We start from the raw sequence: 18,347 nt of genomic DNA, 5'->3' as shown, positions 1-18,347 counted from the left end.
CGCAGCGACGTCCTTGACGCCGGGGGTCGGTCGGCTACCGCGCGGCCGCCCCAGGAGCCCCCGAAACAGCGTCGCTTAGGCGGCGAGGGCGAGCGCGGTCGAGACCGGGCGCAGCGCCGGCGCCGGGCGCACGACGTACAGCTCCTCGGCGACGCGCGAGGTGAGGTCCAGCAGCGAGGTGCCGAGCGCGCCGGCGACGGCCGCGATCATCTCGCTGCTGGGCTCCTTGATGCCGCGCTCGATCTCGGAGAGGTACTGCGGCGAGATGCCCGCCCGCTGCGCGGTCTCGGTCAGCGTCTCGCCCCGCTCGCGCCGCATCCGGCGCAGCTGCCGGCCCAGCAGGTCCCGCCAGAGCGGCTCGGTGTCGTCCCGGTCCTCAGCCATGCCTCATCGTAGGTCGGCCCGGGCGCGCTCCGGCGGGGTCGCGGGAGAGTTCTGCTGTGGGCAGAAGAGGTGCGGGCGGTGGGATTCGAACCCACACGTTCGACAGGACTTTTAAGGTCCCCGGCTCGCCATTGGCCTACGCCCGCTTGCGATTGCGACTCCGACAGGTCGGAGTCTGAGCGTGACAGTTGGGACACAGCAGCTCCAAGTTGGCAAGAACGTTGTTGCACGAGTTGCCGTCCCTGTGCTCGAGCTCCAACGGCATCGGCTGCCCCATCCACTCCGTACCTCCGCACTTGTTGCACTGCGCCACGAAGATCTCTTCGCGAACCAGACGCATCTTGAGGTTGGAGGAGCTGATCGGGAACCTGTTGGACAGATAGTCGTCGATGGGTCGCCGTGGCCCCCTCACGATCCCCTTGCTCCAGGCCTGGCCACCGAAGTGCGACGTGTCGAGCCCGGACGCGGCGATCGCACCGCGAACCGTGGCCAGCGACAAGGACGACCGGACGGCGGCTTCCAGCTCCTCGTCGCTCCAGCGTCGCTTCCGTCCCGGCACGGCAGGCACTGTGCCTGCCACGGCCGTCGCACGCCGTCAACAGTTCACAGGTACGTCTGCCGGGGGTGGATCGCGTGCGCCCCGGCCACCCGGTCGAGGAACAGGAACCCGTCGGTGTGGTCGATCTCGTGCTGCAGTGCCCGCGCCTCGAAGGCGTCGGTGGCGAACACGACCTCCTCGCCCGTGCCCGGGAGGAAGCCGCGGACGGTGAGCCGGGAGGCGCGCTTCACGTCGCCGGTGAAGTCCGGGACGCTCATGCAGCCCTCGCGGGCCCTCTCGTTGCGGCTCGACTCGACGACCTCGGCGTTGCAGAGGACGAAGGTGCCGTGGAGGGTGCGCGACTTCGGGTGCTCGGTGACGTCGACGCAGAAGACGCGGACGCCGACGCCGACCTGGTTGGCGGCCAGGCCCACGCAACCGGGGCTGACGCGCATCGTGGCGACGAGGTCGGCGGCGAGCTGGACGGTCTCCGCGGACGTCGGGTCGACGTCGTCGCCGCGGGCGGACAGGACGCCGGCGGGGGCGCGGACGACGTCGAGGACGCGGCCCTCGACGCCGAGCTCCGCCTCGGTCCAGGCCGCGAGGCGGGCGCTCCCCTGCTCGGGGCTCACCGCGTCGGTCACAGCTCGTCGGCCTCGACCGGGCGCAGCGTCGCGGTGACGCCGACCCGCTCCGCGGCGGCACGGATGCCGGCCTCGACCGCGGCGACGTCGGACCCGACGGGCAGGTCGAGCTCGGCGACGAGCAGGTAGAGCTCCCCCGCCAGACGGGTGGTGAGGTCGGTGATGTTGCCCCCGGCCGAGGCCACCTGGCCGACGACCTCGGAGACGATGCCGGGACGGTCGCCACCGTGGACGGTGAGCACCCACGCCGTACCACCGGCACCGGAGGCGGCACCCTCGGCGACCGGGCGGACCGACACGTCGAGGTCGCCACCGACGGCGAGCGGGGCGAGGGCGGACTCGACCGCGGAGCCCTCGACGGCGCCGCGGCAGAGCAGCATCATCGCGAAGTGCCCGCGCAGCAGGGTCATCGTCGAGTCCTCGATGTTGAGGCCCAGCCCGGCGAGGCCCGCCGTGGTCTCGGCGATGATGCCGGGGCGGTCGTGGCCGAGGACGGTGACGGCATACAGGTCGTTGCTCACGGGGCCATCATCCCAGCCAGGGTCCGGGCGCGGAGGAAGACCTCGTCGGTCATCGGCTCGGTGAGCCGACCGGTGAAGGTGTTGTGGGGACTGGGGTGGAAGCAGCCCAGCACCACGAGTTCGGTACGCCGAGCACCCGGCGCCGGCTGCAGACGGACCTCGGCGCCGTGTCCGAAGCGCGGGCGGGGTCGCGGGACCGACCAGCCGGCGCTGCCCAACGCGTGCAGCGCGGCCGACCAGCCGATCGCACCGAGGGTGACGACGACCCGCACCGACGGCGCCAGGACCGCCAGCTCGTCGTCCAGCCACGGCGCGCAGGTCGCGCGCTCCTCGGGCGTCGGCTTGTTGGCGGGCGGTGCGCAGCGGACCGGCGCCGCCATCCGGACGCCGGTGAGCTCGAGGCCGTCGTCGCGCGCGACGCTCGTCGGCTGGTTGGCCAGACCGACACGGAAGAGCGAGGCGAACAGCCAGTCGCCCGAGCGGTCGCCGGTGAACATCCGGCCGGTCCGGTTCGAGCCGTGCGCGGCCGGCGCCAGCCCGATGACCAGGATCCGTGCGTCGGGCGGGCCGAAGCCGGGGACGGGACGTGCCCAGTAGTCCTCGTCGGCGTACGCCGCCCGCTTCTCGCGCGCGGCCTGCTCCCGCCAGGCGACCAGCCGCGGGCACTTGCGGCAGCGGACGATGCGCGCGTCCAGCCGCGCCATCGCCTCCGCCGGGTCCGTCATCGCAGCAGCGACCAGGCGATCCCGTCGAGGATGTCGGTCTCCGCGACCGTCACGGTGGGGACGGCGAGGTCGCCCAGCACCCTCGAGACGATCAGTGCGCCCGCGTCGATCACGTCGGCGCGACCGGGGTGCATCCAGCCGAGGCCCCGGCGCTGCTCGACGGTCATGCCCAGCAGCCGGCCCACCAGCCGCTGGACGTCGGCGACGGCGAGCTCGCGACCGTGGATCAGGGTCCGGTCGTAGACGGGGAGGTCGAGGACGCCCGCCGCCATCGTGGTGTTGGTGCCGGCGACGAGGATCACCGTCGCGGCCGCCGCCGGATCGACCGGGCAGTCGGCGAGCGCGGCGTCGATGTCGGTGACGATCGCAGCGATCTCGACGACGTCCACCGGGTCGTGCCTCACGTGCCGCTCGTGCAGCCGCACGGAGCCGATGTCCATCGAGTGCGCGGCGGTGGGGCCCGTCGCGGGGTCGCCGAGGATGAGCTCGGTCGAGCCGCCGCCGATGTCGACGACCAGCACCGGACCGGCGACGTGGTGGCCGATGCCGCGCACGGCGCCGTCGAAGGCCAGCCGGGCCTCCTCCTCGCCCGACAGCACCTCGGGCGCGATGCCCAGCCGGGCGACGACGCCCTCGGCGAACTCGGCCGCATTGCCGGCGTCGCGGGTCGCGGACGTGGCGCAGAAGCGGATCCGCTCCGCCCCGGCCTCGCGGATGATGCCGGCGAACTCGTCGATCGCGGCGAACGCCCGGTCGAGCGCCTCGGTGGCCAGCAGCCCGGTCGCATCGACGCCCTGGCCGAGCCGGATCATCCGGCTCTCCCGTCGTACCCCGTCGGGGTCGGCGGCCGGGTTGCCGACGAGCAGCTTGATCGTGTTGGTGCCGCAGTCGATCGCGGCGATGGTCGCGTCGGTCACCGTCTGGTCGGCGCTCACTCGCCGTCGACGGCTTCGTCGACCGTGACGCAGGGACCCTTCTCCCACCACGGCCCGAGCATCTCCAGCACCTCGTCGCCGAGCGGGTTCACGCCCGGTCCGGCGGCGAGCGCGTGGCCCGCGAGGACGTGGAGGCACTTGACGCGGTCGGGCATCCCGCCCGCCGAGATGCCCTCGATCTCGGGGACCTCGAAGCCGCCGGCCTCGGCCAGCGCCGTGCGGTCGGCGAGGTAGGCCTCGTGCGCGGCGCGGTACTTCGCGGCCAGCTCGGGATCGGTGCCGAGCCGGTCCTGCATCTCCTTCATGACGTGCGTGCCCTCGAGCGTGCCGATGCGCGAGCTCGCGCGCGGGCAGGTGAGGTAGTACGTCGTGGGGAAGGGCGTGCCGTTGGGCAGCCGCGGCTCGGTCGTCACCACGTCGGGGTTGCCGCACGGGCAGCGGTGCCCGATCGCGGCGACACCGCGCATCGGCCGGCCGAGCTGCGCGGCCATGACCGCCTCGTCCGTCTCGCGCTGGGTCGTCACTCGTCAGCGTCCTTCAGGTCTTCCTTGGGCGCCTGGATCTCGTCCTTGGGCGCCGGCACCTTCGTCGGCGGGTCGCCCGCCACCTTCATCGAGGCCCACGCGTCGACGTACCAGGCCTGGTCGTCGGGGTCCGCCACGGTCGACGGGTCACCGAGCTCGGCCGAGGCGTCGAGCGGCTGGCCGTCCTTGCCGACGGTCACGAACGGCGTCTCGCCCTTGGGGACGTAGCCGAACCGGGCGCGGGCCTGCTGGCGGACGTACTCCTCGTCCTGCCAGCGCTCCTTCTCCCGCCTGAGGTCGCCGATGTTGGCCTCGCGCTGGTCGATCTGCTCCTGCAGCGCGTCGATCTGGCCGCGCTGCTGCAGGTAGGCCCGCAGCGAGGAGGCGTACGACACGGCGAGCACCGCGAGCACCAGCACCAGGATCGCGGCCCGGCCGGTCAGCCGGGACTTGCGCTCGTGCTCGGCGCGGGCGCGGACCAGGGCGGCCTCACGGTCGCGGGCCGCCTGCTTGCGCTCGGCCTTCAGGCGCTCGGCGTACCGCGGCCCCGACCGCCCCGATGCGGGGCGGCCGGGCTTGCGGGACGTACGGCGCTCGTCGGCCACGGTCAGGCTCCGTCAGCCCTTGTACCGGGGGAAGGCAGCCGCGCCGGCGTAGCGGGCGGCGTCGCCCAGCTCGTCCTCGATGCGCAGCAGCTGGTTGTACTTCGCGACCCGCTCGGACCGCGCCGGGGCGCCGGTCTTGATCTGGCCGCAGTTGGTCGCGACCGCGAGGTCGGCGATCGTGGTGTCCTCGGTCTCGCCCGAGCGGTGGCTCATCATGCAGCGGTAGCCGTTGCGGTGCGCGAGCTCGACGGAGTCGAGGGTCTCGGTGAGCGAGCCGATCTGGTTGACCTTCACCAGCAGCGCGTTGGCCTGGCCGCCCTCGATGCCGCGCTGCAGGCGCTCCACGTTGGTCACGAACAGGTCGTCGCCGACCAGCTGGGTCTTGTCACCGAGCGCGTCGGTGATGGCCTTCCAGCCGTCCCAGTCGTCCTCGTTGAGCGGGTCCTCGATGCTGACGATCGGGTAGTTGGCGACGAGGTCGGCGTAGTAGGCGATCATCTCGTCGGCCGACTTCGTGGCGCCCTCGAAGGCGTAGCCACCCTCCTCGAAGAACTCCGACGCGGCGACGTCGAGGGCCAGGACGACGTCCTTGCCGAGCTCGTAGCCGGCCTTGGCGACCGCCTCGCCGATCAGGTCGAGGGCGGCGCGGTTGGACTCGAGGTTGGGCGCGAAGCCACCCTCGTCGCCCAGGCCGGTGGCCAGGCCCTTGTCCTTCAGCACCGACTTGAGGGCGTGGTAGACCTCGGCACCGACGCGCAGCGCCTCGCGGAAGGTCGGGGCGCCGATCGGCGCGATCATGAACTCCTGGATGTCGACGTTGGAGTCCGCGTGCGACCCGCCGTTGAGGATGTTCATCATCGGGACCGGCAGCAGGTGGGCGTTGGGGCCACCGACGTAGCGGTAGAGCGGGAGGTCGGCCGAGTCGGCCGCGGCGCGGGCGACGGCCAGCGAGACGCCGAGGATGGCGTTGGCGCCGACCTTGGCCTTGTTGGGCGTGCCGTCGGCCTCGAGCAGCGTCTGGTCGATCAGGCGCTGGTCGGCGGCGTCGAGGCCCTCGATCGCCGGGCCGAGCACCTGGATGACGGCCGTGACGGCCTGCTGGACGCCCTTGCCGACGTAGCGGTCGCCGCCGTCGCGCAGCTCGACCGCCTCGAAGGCACCGGTGGACGCGCCACTGGGCACGGCGGCCCGGGCGAACGATCCGTCTTCGAGGAGGACCTCGACCTCGACAGTGGGGTTGCCGCGGGAGTCGAGGATCTCGCGAGCGCCGACGGCTTCGATGGCTGCCACTTCAGATGTGCCTTCCGGTACGGGGGACGTCGCGCACCAGACTAGTGGTCGTGCGGGACGGTTCCGGGCAGCGCCCACCGCGCGTTCCCGGGCGTGTGGCACGCGCTACCGCCACACTTGTCCGGTGACCACCTCCGAGAGCGCAGGCTCCTCGCGCCGCCCCCGACGGGTGTACGGCGCCGGGCACGAGCCCGAGGCGCGCGACTCCCTCGCCAACGAGCGGACCTTCCTGGCCTGGGTCCGCACGTCGCTCGCCCTCGTCGCGGGCGCCGTGGCGGTCAGCTCCCCCGCACTGGAGTTCTCGGTCGCCGCGCGGCTGCTGCTGTCGCTCGGCCTGGTCTCGGTGGCCGGGGTCGCCCTCGGTGTCGGCTGGCACCGGTGGACGCGCACCGAGACGGCCCTGCGGACCAACAGCGACCTGCCGGGCTTCACCGGCGGGATCGTGGTGCTCGCAGCCATCGGGCTACTGATGGCAGGTGCGCTCGTCTCCACGCTGGTCGGACACTGACCGCGCCGTCACTTCAGGCGTCGAGCCCGACGCCGAACACGGCGCCGAACAGGCGCTCGCAGCGCTCGCTCATCGCCTCGGGCGAGACATCGGGGTGCGCGCACCACCAGGTGACCAGCGAGGCGAAGACGCTGCTCCAGACCGACGTCATCGCGTCGAGGTCGAGCTGGTCGTCGTCGCCGGCGATCGTGAGCAGCTCGCCCACGCCCTCGCGGGCGAGCTCCTCGAGGCGGCGACGGTAGGCACCGATCAGGTCCCCCAGGCCGTCGACGTCGGGAGCGGTCGGGTCGTTGGCGACGGCCCACGCCCAGGGCCGGTCGTCGAGCACGTGGAAGACGCCGTCCAGGGTGACGAGTGCCCGCTGCAGCCCGACGGCGCCGAGCTGCGCGGACCGCTCGATCTCGCCGACCAGCAGCTCGGAGGCGACGCGTAGGCAGCGCTCGAACAGCCCCTCCTTGGAGCCGAAGTAGTTGTAGATCAGCGGCTTGGAGATGCCCGCCGCCCGCGCGACGTCGGCCACCGAGGTCGCCGCGAAGCCCTGCGCCCCGAACACGCGGCCCGCGGCCTCCAGGATCTGCTCCTCGCGGTCGGCGCGCGCCACGCCCTTGGTGCCCGAGCGTCGTACCGAGGTCATGGGGATCACCCTAGCGCTTGAATTGACCGCGTGGTAACTTACCCACGAGTCAATTCAAGGAGATGCCATGCACGACCTGCTCGACCCGATGAAGAACCCGGTGACCTACGCGATCCCGTTCTTCCTCCTGACGATCCTGATCGAGCTGGCGGCCCTGCGGTGGCTCGACCACGAGGACGACCCGAAGCCGCCGACCGGCTACCTCGGCAAGGACACCCGCACCAGCCTCACGATGGGACTGGTCTCGCTGGTGTTCACGCTCGCGTTCAAGGTGGGGTCGTTCCTCGTCTACTCGCTCGTCTTCGTGCACTTCGCGCCCTTCCACCTGCCGACCGACGCGTGGTGGTACTGGCCGGCCGTCGTCGTCGCGGTCGACCTCGGCTTCTACGGCTCGCACCGCTTCGTCCACCGGGTCAACGTCGGGTGGGCGGCCCACCAGGCCCACCACTCCAGCGAGTACATGAACTTCGGCACCGCGCTGCGGCAGAAGTGGAACCCCTGGTTCGAGTTCTTCTTCTGGCTGCCGCTGCCCTTCCTCGGCTTCTCCCCCTGGACGATCTACGTCGCGTTCGGCGTCAACCTGGTCTTCCAGTTCTTCGTGCACACCGAGACGATCGGCAAGCTGCCGCGGCCCATCGAGCTGGTGTTCAACACGCCCTCCCACCACCGCGTGCACCACGGCTCCGACCCGGAGTACCTCGACAAGAACTACGCCGGGATGCTGATCATCTGGGACCGGATGTTCGGCACCTTCCAGCCCGAGCTGCACCGCCCGACCTACGGCCTCACCAAGAAGGTCGAGACCTACAACCTGCTCGCGCTGCAGTACGGCGACTACGCGCAGATCACCCGCAACGTGCGCAGCGCGACGAGCTGGCGCGAGCGTGCGGGCTACCTGTTCGGGCCGCCCGGGTGGGAGCCGACGCGCGACCCGGCGAGGCTCAGCGCAGCAGGTGCTGACTGAGGTCGCCGGTCAGGTCGGCGCGCATCGTGCGGCTCTCGAACCACCACCGGCCGCGCGTGCGCCGGAAGGTGTCGCGGTAGCGCCCGACGATGATGGCCTGGAGCGGCAGCTCGTCGGTGGCCTGGAAGACGGTGTACGTCGAGGCGGCGCTCGCCGTCCCGGCACGGCTGTCGACGTCGACGCCCACGTTGGTGGTGACGTGCCGTGTGCGCGGCGTGCCGTCGTCGTACATCCGGACGAGGGAGCGGTAGAACGCCTCGACGGCCTCGCTCCCCTCGGCCAGGGTCACCGGGCCGTCGGGCGTCTCGCCGCAGACCCGGCCGTCGCGGAACAGGTCACCGACGGCCGCGAGGTCCCCCGCGTCGACCGCGTCGGCGTAGGAGTAGAGCAGGCGCTCGATCTCTCGGGCGTCGTCCGCGGAGCCCACGGCGCGCTCAGGCGTCCAGCCCGAGTTCGCCCATCCGGGCCATGTGCCGCTCGGTGAGCCGGGTGAACATCCGGCCGAGGGCGGCGAGGTCGAGCCCCGGGCGGTCGACACCGCCGGCGAGCAGTGCGGTGAGCGCGTCGCGGTCGGCCGCGACCCGCTGGGCCTGCGTGAGCGCCTCCCCCATCAGCCGGCGGCCCCAGAGCGCGAGGCGACCGCCGAGGCGGGGGTCCTTCACGATCGCGGCCCGCACGCGGTCGACGACGAAGGCGGCATGGGTGCCCTCCTCCATCGAGGTGATCACCAGGTCGCGGGTGTCAGGGTCGAGGTAGGCCGCGATCTCCCGGTAGAAGTCGTTGGCCAGCCCGTCGCCGACGTACGCCTTGACGAGGCCTTCGTACCAGTCGGCCGGAGCGGTGTGGCGGTGGAACTCGTCGAGCGGCTCGCGGAAGGGCTCCATCGCGGCGAACGGGTCGACGCCGAAGGAGCGGATCCGGTCGGACAGCGCGTGCACCTTGGTCAGCTCGATGCTCGCCATCGAGGCGAGGTCGACCTTGTCGGCCAGGCTGGGAGCCAGCTTGGCGTCCTCCGCGAGGCGCTCGAAGGCCGAGATCTCGCCGTAGGCGATGGCGGCGAGGAGGTCGACGACCGCCTCCCGGTAGGCCGGGTCGGCGTCAGCGGTCAGGGGGGTCGCATCGGCGGATTCAGCCATGCCCGCAGGCTACAAGTAGAATGATGGGTGGCGAGAGCCAGTCCGACTCCCCGTTGATGACGGACCGGCACCGCCCGGGCAACCTGCCCACGTATGTGCGCGGCTGAGTGTGAATCGGCCGCTTTGATTCTGGCGCCTGCCGAAACGGCCGACGACACTCATGAAAGCGAACAGAACACTGACTTCCAACGACACCACCGCTGCGTCCACCGAGACCGCTCCGGGACCGACCTTCCGCGACCTCGGCGTGATGCCGCTGATCTGCGACGCCCTCGACCGGGCGGGCATCACCCACCCCTTCGCCATCCAGGAGATGACGCTGTCGGTCGCCCTCATGGGCACCGACCTCATCGGCCAGGCCCGCACGGGCACCGGCAAGACCCTGGCCTTCGGCATCCCCGTCATCCAGCGCAGCGTCGCGCCCAGCGACCCCGACTACGCCGAGATCCCGCAGGGCAAGCCGCAGGCCCTGATCGTCGCACCGACCCGCGAGCTCGCGCTCCAGGTCTCCAGTGACATCGAGATCGCCAGCCGCGACCGCGGGCTGCGCGTCCTGACGATCTACGGCGGCGTCGGCTACGACACGCAGATCGAGGCCCTCGAGACCGGCGTCGACATCGTCATCGGCACGCCCGGTCGCCTGATCGACCTCGCGAACCGCAAGGTCCTCGACCTCTCCCACGTGCACGCACTGGTCCTCGACGAGGCCGACGAGATGCTCGACCTGGGCTTCCTGCCCGACGTCGAGAAGCTGCTGCGACTCACTCCCGAGACCCGCCAGACGATGCTGTTCTCGGCGACCATGCCGGCCGCCATCGTCTCGCTGGCCCGCATCCACATGCGGCACCCGATGAACATCCGCGCGGAGTCGTCGTACGAGAACGCCACCGTGCCGGCCACCGCTCAGTTCATCTACCTCGCGCACGACCTCGACAAGCCGGAGATCATCGGCCGCGTGCTGCAGGCCGAGGACGCCGACAAGGTCGTCGTCTTCACCCGCACCAAGCGGCAGGCCCAGCGTGTCGCCGACGACCTCGTGGAGCGCGGCTTCAAGGCCAGCCCGCTGCACGGCGACATGGCCCAGGTCGCGCGCGAGAAGGCGATGACGAAGTTCCGCGAGGACAAGATCCGGGTGCTCGTCGCCACCGATGTCGCCGCCCGCGGCATCGACGTCTCCGGCGTCAGCCACGTCATCAACTACACCTGCCCCGAGGACGACAAGACCTACGTCCACCGGATCGGCCGCACCGGCCGCGCCGGCGCCTCGGGCATCGCGATCACGCTGGTCGACGCGACCGACGTGCACCGCTGGAAGATGATCAACAAGGCGCTCGACCTGCCCTTCGACGAGCCGCTCGAGACCTACTCGACGTCCGAGCACCTCTTCCACGACCAGGGCATCGCCCCGGGCACCAAGGGCCGCATCGTCCCGCCCGCCCCGCCGGCTCCCAAGGCCGACCGTGGCGAGCGTGGCGAGCGTGGCGAGCGTGGCGAGCGCTCCGGCGACCGCGAGCGTCGCTCCGGCGGCGACCGCAACCGCACCCGGACGCGCACCCGCACCCGTTCCGGCCAGCCGGTCGAGGGCGAGGCCACGGCCGCCGCTCCGGCCGAGGACGCCACGTCGCCCGCGGGCGAGGGCTCCGAGCGCCCCGCCGGCGCCAGCCGCAACCGCCGTCGTCGCCGTCGCCCGGCCGGCGGCGGCCAGACCGGTCAGCAGAGCGGCGCCGCGGAGACGCAGACCGCCTGAGCAACGTCCCGGATCGGCGGGGATCGGACCAACCTGGTTGGTCCGATCCTCGCCGATCGGCGTTTTCCTGGCTCTCGTGACGCATCCGTGGGTCGCCCTCCGGGATGGCCGGCGCGCTGCTGCGTCGGTCGGTGATGGGGTTCGCAGGCGGCAGCGACGGGGCGAGTCGGGTGGTGGGTCGGGTCCGGCGGCCGGGTTGCGGCCGGCTTGGGGGTGGTGGCGCGGACGAGGTCCGCGCCGACAACCGCGCCGACAACCGCGCCGCCGAGCCGACCGACAGGGCCCCGGGGTCAAGGACGCCAGAAGGGCCCTTCCCGGCGCCCGTCAGGCGGTGACGACGACCGTCGTACCGATCGGCGCGAACTCCCACAGCGCGATCGCGTTGCCCCGCTCCTGGCGGATGCACCCGTGCGAGCGGGGCGTGCCGAGCTGGGCGAGGGTCTGGACGGGCTTGCCGTCGTCGACGGGGATGGTGTGGAAGCCGATCGCGGCGCCGCCCGTGCCCTGGGTGAAGCGGACGAAGTACTCCATCGTGCCGGAGTCGTCGATGCCGATGGCGTTCCGGCTGCGGGAGTAGACCGCGTAGGTGCCCTCGAAGAGGTTGTCGGTGAGGCTGCCGGACACGAGGTAGGTGCGGACCACCTTGCCGGCGGCGTCGACGAGCCACACGCGCTGGCGGCCCTCGCTGAACACGACCCGCCGGCCCTTGCCCGAGGCGGGCGGGAGGCTGGTCGACCCGCTGACGGCGGCGACCTGGCTGCGGCCGTCGGCGTCAGCGAGGGGGCTCGGGGTCGTCGTACGGGCGTCGGTGCGGGTGCCTGTCGGGGTGTCGGTGGGGGAACCGGCGGGCGCCTGGGTGGTGGTGCGGGACACCGAGGCCGCAGCCCCGGCGCCGTCAGGCCCGGAGGGCAGCAGGCCGAAGCCGCCAGCGACCGCGACCGCGGTCACCGAGAGCGCGGCACCGAAGGCAGCGATCCGGCCGTAGCGGGGCCGGACCCGGGCGGCCCTCCGCTTGCCGGCGACCGGTGCCCGGTGCCGGCCCTGCGGACCTGCTCGGTGTGCGCCCACGACTCAGCGCGCCGCCCGGTCGATCAGGGCACCGGCCACCTCACGGTAGGCCTGCGCGCCCTTGCTGTTGCGGCTGGTCGCGAGGATCGAGCGGCCGGCTGCGGGAGCCTCGGCGAACTTGATCGTCTTCGGGATCGGCGGCTCGACGACCTCGAGGTCGTAGGTCTCCGAGATCGTGTCGAGCACGGCGCGCGCATGGTTGGTGCGGCCGTCGTAGAGGGTCGGGAGCACCCCCCAGACGGCGAGGTCGCGGTTGGTGAAGCGGCGGACGTCGTGCACCGTGTCGAGCAGCTGGCCGACACCGCGGTGCGAGAGCGTCTCGCACTGCAGTGGGATCAGCACACCGTCGGCCGCGGTCAGCGCGGCGACGGTGAGGACGCCGAGCGAGGGCGGGCAGTCGAGGAGCACCCAGTCGTAGTGGGTGCCGGCGGCGGCGAGGTCCTCCATCACACCGCGGAGCACGTGCTCGCGGCCGGTGCGGGTGAGCAGGTCGGCCTCGGCGCGGGCCAGCTCGATGGTCGCGGGGAGCAGGTCGACGCCGTCCTCGGTCGCGATGATGACCTCGTCGACCGCCGTGCCCTTGGTCAGCACGTGGTGGACCGAGAGCTCGAGGTCCTCGGGGTCGATGCCCAGCGAGAACGTCAGGCAGGCCTGCGGGTCGAGGTCCACCAGCAGCACGGACTGGCCGCGCTCGGCGAGGGCCGCACCGATGGACGCCACGGACGTCGTCTTGGCCACGCCACCCTTCTGGTTGGCGACAGCGAGGACGGTGGAGCGGGGGGCCTGCGCGTTCATCAAGGGACATCATGCCGGACGATGCCCCGTCTGGTGTTGACTGGCGCCATGTCGACCGCACTCGTCACCGGCGCCACCGCCGGCATCGGCCTGGAGTTCGCCCGGCAGCTCGCCGCCCGGGGCGACGACTTGGTGCTCGTCGCGCGGGACACCGCGCGCCTGGAGTCGGTCGCGGCGGACCTGCGGACGTCGTACCGGGTCGGGGTGGAGGTGCTCCCCGCCGACCTCACCGACGCAGCCCAGCTGGCGACCGTCGAGGCCCGCCTCGCCGACCGCGCACGGCCGGTCGACCTGGTGGTCAACAACGCCGGCTTCGGGCTCAAGGAGCGCTTCCTCGACAACCCGGTCGACGTCGAGCAGGCCCAGCAGGACGTGCTCGTCCGCGCCGTGCTGCGGCTCACCCACGCGGCCCTCGGCGGCATGGTCGAGCGCGGCCACGGCGGCGTGATCAACGTGTCGAGCGTGGCGGCCTTCCTGCCGCGCGGCACCTACAGCGCGGCGAAGGCATGGGTGAACTCGTTCAGCGCGTGGGCCCACAACGAGTACGCCGGGCAGGGCGTCACCGTGATGGCGCTGTGCCCCGGCTTCGTGAGGACCGAGTTCCACGAGCGGCTCGGCGTCGACCGCGACTCCTCTGCCCCCAAGCCGCTGTGGCTGGAGGCGGACCGGCTGGTGCGCGAGGCCCTCGCCGACTTCGACAAGGGCCGGGCGATGTCGATCCCGTCGAAGCGCTACAAGGCGATCGTGGCCGCCAGCCGGGTCGTCCCGCGCTCGGGGCTCCAGCGGCTGCAGTCCCTGGGCCGCAAGTAGCCGCAGGCCGCCTCGGTAGTCACCCCAATCCGCGCGCGAGTGGTGCTCAGCGCGTGCGCTGGCAAGGCGGAGGAGGGAGGCGGCCTTTGAGCGAAGCGGGCCGTCGACCGACGACAACGCCGCCAGCGTGCGTGCTGAGCGCCACTCGCGCGCGGATTCAGCCCTCGCCGGCGATGAAAGCTCGGACGGCGTCGGCGACGAGCTGCACCGCGATGGCGGAGAGCAGCAGGCCGGCGATGCGGGTGACGAGCAGGACGCCGCTCTCGCGGATCACCTTGAGGATCGGCAGCGAGTAGCGCATCGCGGCCCACAGGGCGAGGTGCACGGCGATGATGCCGAGCGCGACCGAGATGCCGCTGGCCCAGCTGTCGATGTCCTGGACGAACAGCATGGTGGCGACGATCGCGCCGGGGCCCGCGAGCAGCGGCGTACCGAGGGGGACGAGGGCGATGTTGGCGTCGCCGTTGGCGACGTGCTCCTGCTCGTTGCCGGTCAGCAGCTCGAGCGCGACGAGCAGCAGCAGGAGGCCTCCGGCGCACTGGAGCGCGGGCAGCGAGATGTGCAGGTAGTTGAAGATCTGCTGGCCGAAGAAGGCGAACAGCGTGATCACCAGGAAGGACACCGCGACGGCCTGCCACGCGGCGCGGCGGGCGGTGGCGGGGCTGCGGCCGGCGGTGAGCGACAGGAAGATCGGGACGGTACCGACCGGGTCCATGATGACGAAGAGGGTCACGAAGACCTCGACGAGCAGCACGTGCTCGACCATGTTCAGACCGCCTTTCCGACGAGCGGGGTGGGTGAGCCGAGGGACGCGGCGAGGTCGAGGATCCGGCGCAGCTGCGCGGGCGCGGTGGTCTCGCAGCCGAGGTCGTGGCCGGTCTTGCCGGTGCCGTGGTGGTCGCTGGAGCCGGTGACGACCAGGTCGAGGCGTTCGGCGATCCCGCGCAGCCGGTCGCGGGCGTGGGCGTCGTGGTCGAGGTGGTCGACCTCGAGCCCGGCCAGCCCGGCCTCCTTCAGCGCGACGATCCCCGGCTCGTCCAGCACATGCGCCGAGCCGCGGCCCCACGGGTGGGCGATCACGGGCACTCCCCCGGCGCCGCGCACCAGCGCGATCATGGCGACGAGGTCGGCGGCGTACCGGTCGACGTACGCCGGCCCGCCCTCGGAGAGGTACTGCGCGAACGCCTGGTCGCGGTCACGGACGACGCCGAGACGCACCAGCAGGTCGGCCACGTGGGGCCGGCCGGTGATCTCGCTGTCGCCGGCCGACTCGCGCAGAGCCTCCTCGGTCGCGGGGATGCCGAGGTCGCGCAGCCGCTCGAGCATGCCCGGCACGCGGTCCTCACGGCCCGCGACGATGCGGTCCAGCTCGGCCTGCAGCGCAGCGTCGGCCGGGTCCGGCAGGTAGGCGAGCAGGTGGACCCCGGCGTCGCGGAAGCGGGTGCTGACCTCGATGCCGCGCACCAGCCCGATCCCGGCCTCCTCGGCGGCCGCGGCCGCCTCGTCCCAGCCGAGGGTGGTGTCGTGGTCGGTCAGCGCGACGACGTCCAGCCCGGCCCGCGCAGCGGCCTGCACGAGGTCGCGCGGCGACGCGGTGCCGTCGCTGACGCGCGAGTGGGTGTGGAGGTCGATCGTCACTGGACGAGACTAGTGCCGCGGATTGTCTGACAACGATCCCGAGGCGCGGTGAGCGTCGTCACCACCGACCGGTACGGCGACGTCAGAGCTCGGCGAGCACGACGACCCGATCCCCCACCTCGACGACGAGCGACTCCGACTTCGGCGGGTTCACCACCACCCCGATGCGCGACCCCGGTTCGGCGAGGCCCGGCGAGGCGAACCCGATCGCGGTCTCGCCACGGCGCGCCGCCGCCGCGACGACGGTGGCCCAGGCGATCTCGCGGCCCGGGGCGACGTACCACTCGGCGGGGCGCAGGTAGATCTCGCTGCCGTCGGAGTCGAGCAGGTCGGCCAGCACCGGCTCGATCCTCGAGTCCTCGGACAGCTGGGTGACGATCAGGCTGACGATCTCGCCGCTGACGACGACGTCGTCGATGTCCGCGACCTGCGCGAGCGCGCGGTTGCGGTCGTCGATCATCTCGCTGACGACCGGCGTACTGCTGTCCGAGCGAGCCAGGATGTCGCGGACGTGGAGCAGGGTGATGAGGGTGGTCGCGTCGGCGGCCTCGGCCTCGAGGTGGTCGGAGTAGCAGAGCACCAGCACCTGGTCGGCCTCGGGAGAGACGTGCTGGTCGAGCACCGCCCGCTGGGTCGTGCTGGCCTCGACCACGGTCACGGCCAGGTTCACGGTGGCCGGTGCCACCGGCTCCCCGTACGACGACAGCACGGTCAACGTCGATCCCGGCGCCGCGTAGCGGTCGAGCTCGGTGATCACGACGGGCGCACGCTCGTTCCACCCGATCAGCACCGCGTGGGTGGCGTGCGCCTCCTCGACGTGGGGCGCGGCGAAGGCGTCCTCGGCCACCGTGGCCGTGGAGCGCGGGGCCCGTGCGAGGACCGAGTCGTCCTCGGCGACGACGACCAGTGCCTGCTCGCCGATGACCGTCTCTGGCGCCGGGTTGAGGATCGCGTCGACGCCGTCGCTCAGCCCGATCACCGACACGTTCTCGTAGTGCAGCAGCGCGTCGGCGTACGTCGAGCCAGCGAGGCCGTGCTGCTCGAGGAAGTAGATCTCGTCGCCGTCGTAGTCGAACAGCTCGCGGTAGACCGCGGCGGCGCCGGACTGGCGCGAGGTCTGCACGACCAGCTTGGCGACGGTCTCGCGGATGTCGAGGAGCGAGGTGCGGCCGGGGTGGTCGCGGCCGATCAGGCGGGCGACCTCGAGGTTCGCCGGGTCGCGCAGCTGCGCGACGACCCGAGGGCCGTCCGCACCGCCGTCGGCACTGCGCAGCGCGAGGAGGGTCTTGATGACCTCGCGGTCGGGCTCGAATTCCGGGTCCGGGCCGCCGGTGGGGCTCGGCGAGAGCACCACGACGGAGCGGGCACTGGCCGGGCTGACGAGCGCGAGGTCACCGACGTCCGACGGCGAGCCGGACCGGACGACGACGCGGGTGCCGCGCAGGTCGGGGACCTTCGACCGGATCTCGTCCTCGATGTCGACCTTGTCGCCCGGCGCGAGGATCGCGATGACCGGCTTGCGACGGCTCTCGTTGGCGATGGTCAGCTCGCTGATGACGGTGAACACCGAGTCGGACCAGCCGAGGATGACGGTGTGGTCCGACTCCAGCACGACCGAGCGGCCGCGCCGCAGGTCGGCGATCCGGGCATCGATGCCGGCCGCGATGACACCGATCAGTGCGCTGACGATGAACAGGCCGGCGATGGTCAGTACCAGCATCGCGATCAGGAACCACCACGAGCCCGTGTCGCCCGCGACGGTCCCCGGGTCGAGCGCGTGCATCAGTGCCTGGAAGGACTCGTCCCAGAAGCCGAGGCGGTCGTCCCGCAGTCCCAGCACCAGATTGACGACCGCGAAGAACAGCACCAGCACCACCGTCACGGCGAAGAGCCAGGCGACCAGCGCCGGCGTACCGCGCGCCATGGTGTTGTCGAAGGCGTAGCGCAGCCGGGCGGCCCAGCCGACGCCGGTGCCGGCGGCCTGCCCGGTGCCGGTCGTGCGCTGTCCGATGGCCTGGGCGGTCCTGCGGCGCAGGGTCTGGCCGGTGCGTCCCATCTGGTCGCCTCCTCGAGTCAGAGGCGATCGTGGACCATCGGAAACGATGGTCGTGGCGGAACGCGGAAGATTTCACACGAACCGGGACCTCACCAGGACGGCGCAGCGCCCCCGAACGGCAGCGCGACCAGGCCCGGGCCGGTGGCCGAGACGTCGCGCAGGATCCAGTCGTCGCGCAGCAGCAGGATCGCCGAGGCGGGGCGCAGGACCAGCCAGAGCCAGCGTCCGGCCGCCTCGCCGGCGAGGACGGAGCGGTCCCACTCCCCCGGCGACGCGCTGATAGAGACCGGCCAGAGGCCGACGGGGTACTGGTCGACGCGGACCCGGACGGGAGCGGGGCCCTCGCCGATCTCGTGGCCGGGGTCGATGCGGTCGGCGCCGTCCTCGGTGGGCAGGCCGGCGATGCGGGCGCCGAGGCCGGTACCGGGCTCCTCGCTGACGACCATCACGTCGACGGGACCGTCGAGCTGGCTGGAGCCGGAGACGCAGGTCATCGTGGCGCGGGCGGCGCCGGTGGCCGTGGCGACGGCAGCGAAGTCGGTGACGCTCCAGCCGGGGCCGAGCGGCCAGGGCAGGTACGTCGGGAACGCGTCGACCCGCCGGAGGTGGCTCGCGAAGGCGTCGTACGACGACCCGACGGGACGCCACAGCGGGACGACGACGCCGTGCTCGGGGCACGACCAGGAGCCGTCACCGACCTCGGCGACGGGCGCGGGGCAACGGGGGCACTCGACCCGGACGGGCTGCGCCTCGGGTCCCTGCTCCTCGCTCGACATGTCCGCCACCGTGCTGCGCTATCCGGGGTTCGTCAAGTACCTCAGGGCA

22 protein-coding genes and 1 tRNA gene are annotated in these 18,347 nt (G+C 72.3%); 4 read left to right on the top strand and 19 right to left on the bottom strand.

Translation table 11 applies throughout. The annotated features are described in order from the left end of the window. Positions 1-75: 75 nt before the first annotated feature. The 10 genes from ASE20_RS09320 to eno all read right to left on the bottom strand — a co-directional run bounded on the left by ASE20_RS09320 (position 76) and on the right by eno (position 6,166). Entirely contained in the window at positions 76-384 is a 309-nt protein-coding gene (locus tag ASE20_RS09320; RefSeq protein WP_056894278.1) for a helix-turn-helix domain-containing protein, read from the bottom strand. 70 nt (positions 385-454) lie between these two features. Continuing rightward, positions 455-530: transfer RNA gene (locus tag ASE20_RS09315), tRNA-Leu, on the bottom strand. Beyond that, positions 521-943: an HNH endonuclease signature motif containing protein gene (locus tag ASE20_RS24245; RefSeq protein WP_082612282.1), complete on the bottom strand. Its 423-nt coding sequence runs from the start codon at positions 941-943 to the stop codon at positions 521-523. The genes ASE20_RS09315 and ASE20_RS24245 overlap by 10 nt, the downstream gene beginning before the upstream one ends. Positions 944-987: 44 nt before the next feature. Further along, positions 988-1,566: a peptide deformylase gene (locus ASE20_RS09310; RefSeq protein ID WP_225869027.1), complete on the bottom strand. Its 579-nt coding sequence runs from the start codon at positions 1,564-1,566 to the stop codon at positions 988-990. Beyond that, positions 1,563-2,087, bottom strand: coding sequence for a glycine cleavage system protein R (locus ASE20_RS09305; RefSeq protein WP_056894277.1), 525 nt, complete (start codon positions 2,085-2,087; stop codon positions 1,563-1,565). The genes ASE20_RS09310 and ASE20_RS09305 overlap by 4 nt, the downstream gene beginning before the upstream one ends. After that, positions 2,084-2,812, bottom strand: a complete 729-nt coding sequence (locus ASE20_RS09300; RefSeq protein ID WP_056894276.1) for a uracil-DNA glycosylase — start codon at positions 2,810-2,812, stop codon at positions 2,084-2,086. Before ASE20_RS09300 ends, ASE20_RS09305 begins: the two co-directional genes overlap by 4 nt. Continuing rightward, positions 2,809-3,747 carry a Ppx/GppA phosphatase family protein gene (locus tag ASE20_RS09295; protein ID WP_225869028.1) on the bottom strand — a complete coding sequence of 313 codons (939 nt, stop codon included), beginning with the start codon at positions 3,745-3,747 and terminating at the stop codon, positions 2,809-2,811. Before ASE20_RS09295 ends, ASE20_RS09300 begins: the two co-directional genes overlap by 4 nt. Next, the gene (locus ASE20_RS09290) at positions 3,744-4,238 is read right to left on the bottom strand and encodes a DUF501 domain-containing protein (RefSeq protein ID WP_056894411.1); all 495 of its coding nucleotides are present in this window, start codon (positions 4,236-4,238) and stop codon (positions 3,744-3,746) included. The genes ASE20_RS09295 and ASE20_RS09290 overlap by 4 nt, the downstream gene beginning before the upstream one ends. 29 nt (positions 4,239-4,267) lie before the next feature. Further along, entirely contained in the window at positions 4,268-4,876 is a 609-nt protein-coding gene (locus tag ASE20_RS24240) for an FtsB family cell division protein (RefSeq protein ID WP_082612281.1), read from the bottom strand. Between the two features lie 12 nt (positions 4,877-4,888). Further along, a complete protein-coding gene (eno, locus tag ASE20_RS09280; RefSeq protein ID WP_056894275.1) occupies positions 4,889-6,166 on the bottom strand; it encodes a phosphopyruvate hydratase in 1,278 nt (425 codons plus the stop codon). A 124-nt stretch (positions 6,167-6,290) separates the two neighbouring features. Here eno and ASE20_RS09275 point away from each other — a divergent pair, with 124 nt between their 5' ends. Next, a complete protein-coding gene (locus ASE20_RS09275) occupies positions 6,291-6,674 on the top strand; it encodes a YidH family protein (protein WP_200952754.1) in 384 nt (127 codons plus the stop codon). Between the two features lie 13 nt (positions 6,675-6,687). Here ASE20_RS09275 and ASE20_RS09270 read toward each other — a convergent pair whose 3' ends face one another. Further along, positions 6,688-7,308 carry a TetR/AcrR family transcriptional regulator gene (locus ASE20_RS09270; protein WP_056894273.1) on the bottom strand — a complete coding sequence of 207 codons (621 nt, stop codon included), beginning with the start codon at positions 7,306-7,308 and terminating at the stop codon, positions 6,688-6,690. Positions 7,309-7,375: 67 nt separating this feature from the next. Between ASE20_RS09270 and ASE20_RS09265 the strand changes: the two genes are divergently transcribed. After that, positions 7,376-8,272 (top strand): sterol desaturase family protein, encoded by an 897-nt coding sequence (locus ASE20_RS09265; protein ID WP_056894272.1) that lies wholly within the window; start codon positions 7,376-7,378, stop codon positions 8,270-8,272. Here ASE20_RS09265 and ASE20_RS09260 read toward each other — a convergent pair. Beyond that, positions 8,250-8,699 (bottom strand): nuclear transport factor 2 family protein, encoded by a 450-nt coding sequence (locus ASE20_RS09260; RefSeq protein WP_056894271.1) that lies wholly within the window; start codon positions 8,697-8,699, stop codon positions 8,250-8,252. The two genes, ASE20_RS09265 and ASE20_RS09260, sit on opposite strands and share 23 nt — an antisense overlap. Positions 8,700-8,706: 7 nt before the next feature. Next, complete coding sequence (locus tag ASE20_RS09255) at positions 8,707-9,408, bottom strand: ferritin-like fold-containing protein (protein WP_056894270.1); 702 nt, start codon at positions 9,406-9,408, stop codon at positions 8,707-8,709. Between the two features lie 160 nt (positions 9,409-9,568). Here ASE20_RS09255 and ASE20_RS09250 point away from each other — a divergent pair, with 160 nt between their 5' ends. Next, positions 9,569-11,155, top strand: coding sequence for a DEAD/DEAH box helicase (locus tag ASE20_RS09250; protein ID WP_082612279.1), 1,587 nt, complete (start codon positions 9,569-9,571; stop codon positions 11,153-11,155). Between the two features lie 324 nt (positions 11,156-11,479). On the opposite strand, the gene ASE20_RS09245 is transcribed toward ASE20_RS09250, so the two are convergent. Together ASE20_RS09245 and ASE20_RS09240 are read right to left on the bottom strand one after the other, a co-directional pair. Continuing rightward, entirely contained in the window at positions 11,480-12,223 is a 744-nt protein-coding gene (locus tag ASE20_RS09245; protein ID WP_056894269.1) for a L,D-transpeptidase family protein, read from the bottom strand. A 3-nt stretch (positions 12,224-12,226) separates the two neighbouring features. After that, positions 12,227-13,018, bottom strand: a complete 792-nt coding sequence (locus ASE20_RS09240) for a ParA family protein (RefSeq protein ID WP_056894268.1) — start codon at positions 13,016-13,018, stop codon at positions 12,227-12,229. Between the two features lie 48 nt (positions 13,019-13,066). Here ASE20_RS09240 and ASE20_RS09235 point away from each other — a divergent pair, with 48 nt between their 5' ends. Continuing rightward, positions 13,067-13,828: an SDR family NAD(P)-dependent oxidoreductase gene (locus ASE20_RS09235; protein ID WP_056894267.1), complete on the top strand. Its 762-nt coding sequence runs from the start codon at positions 13,067-13,069 to the stop codon at positions 13,826-13,828. Between the two features lie 157 nt (positions 13,829-13,985). Here the strand turns inward: ASE20_RS09235 and ASE20_RS09230 are convergent, their stop codons facing one another. From ASE20_RS09230 to ASE20_RS09215, 4 genes are all read right to left on the bottom strand, one after another. Next, positions 13,986-14,594: a MarC family protein gene (locus ASE20_RS09230; RefSeq protein WP_056894266.1), complete on the bottom strand. Its 609-nt coding sequence runs from the start codon at positions 14,592-14,594 to the stop codon at positions 13,986-13,988. A gap of 2 nt (positions 14,595-14,596) precedes the next feature. After that, positions 14,597-15,466 carry a PHP domain-containing protein gene (locus ASE20_RS09225; protein ID WP_056894265.1) on the bottom strand — a complete coding sequence of 290 codons (870 nt, stop codon included), beginning with the start codon at positions 15,464-15,466 and terminating at the stop codon, positions 14,597-14,599. Positions 15,467-15,548: 82 nt separating this feature from the next. Continuing rightward, positions 15,549-17,522 carry a CASTOR/POLLUX-related putative ion channel gene (locus ASE20_RS09220; protein ID WP_056894264.1) on the bottom strand — a complete coding sequence of 658 codons (1,974 nt, stop codon included), beginning with the start codon at positions 17,520-17,522 and terminating at the stop codon, positions 15,549-15,551. Between the two features lie 89 nt (positions 17,523-17,611). Next, a complete protein-coding gene (locus ASE20_RS09215; RefSeq protein ID WP_225869029.1) occupies positions 17,612-18,298 on the bottom strand; it encodes a DUF6758 family protein in 687 nt (228 codons plus the stop codon). Between the last annotated feature and the right edge of the window lie 49 nt (positions 18,299-18,347).

This window comes from Nocardioides sp. Root240, assembly GCF_001428825.1.
GTDB lineage: Bacteria > Actinomycetota > Actinomycetes > Propionibacteriales > Nocardioidaceae > Nocardioides.
Note: the sequence above shows the minus strand (reverse complement) of the source record. Positions and strands in the feature narration are given on the sequence as shown.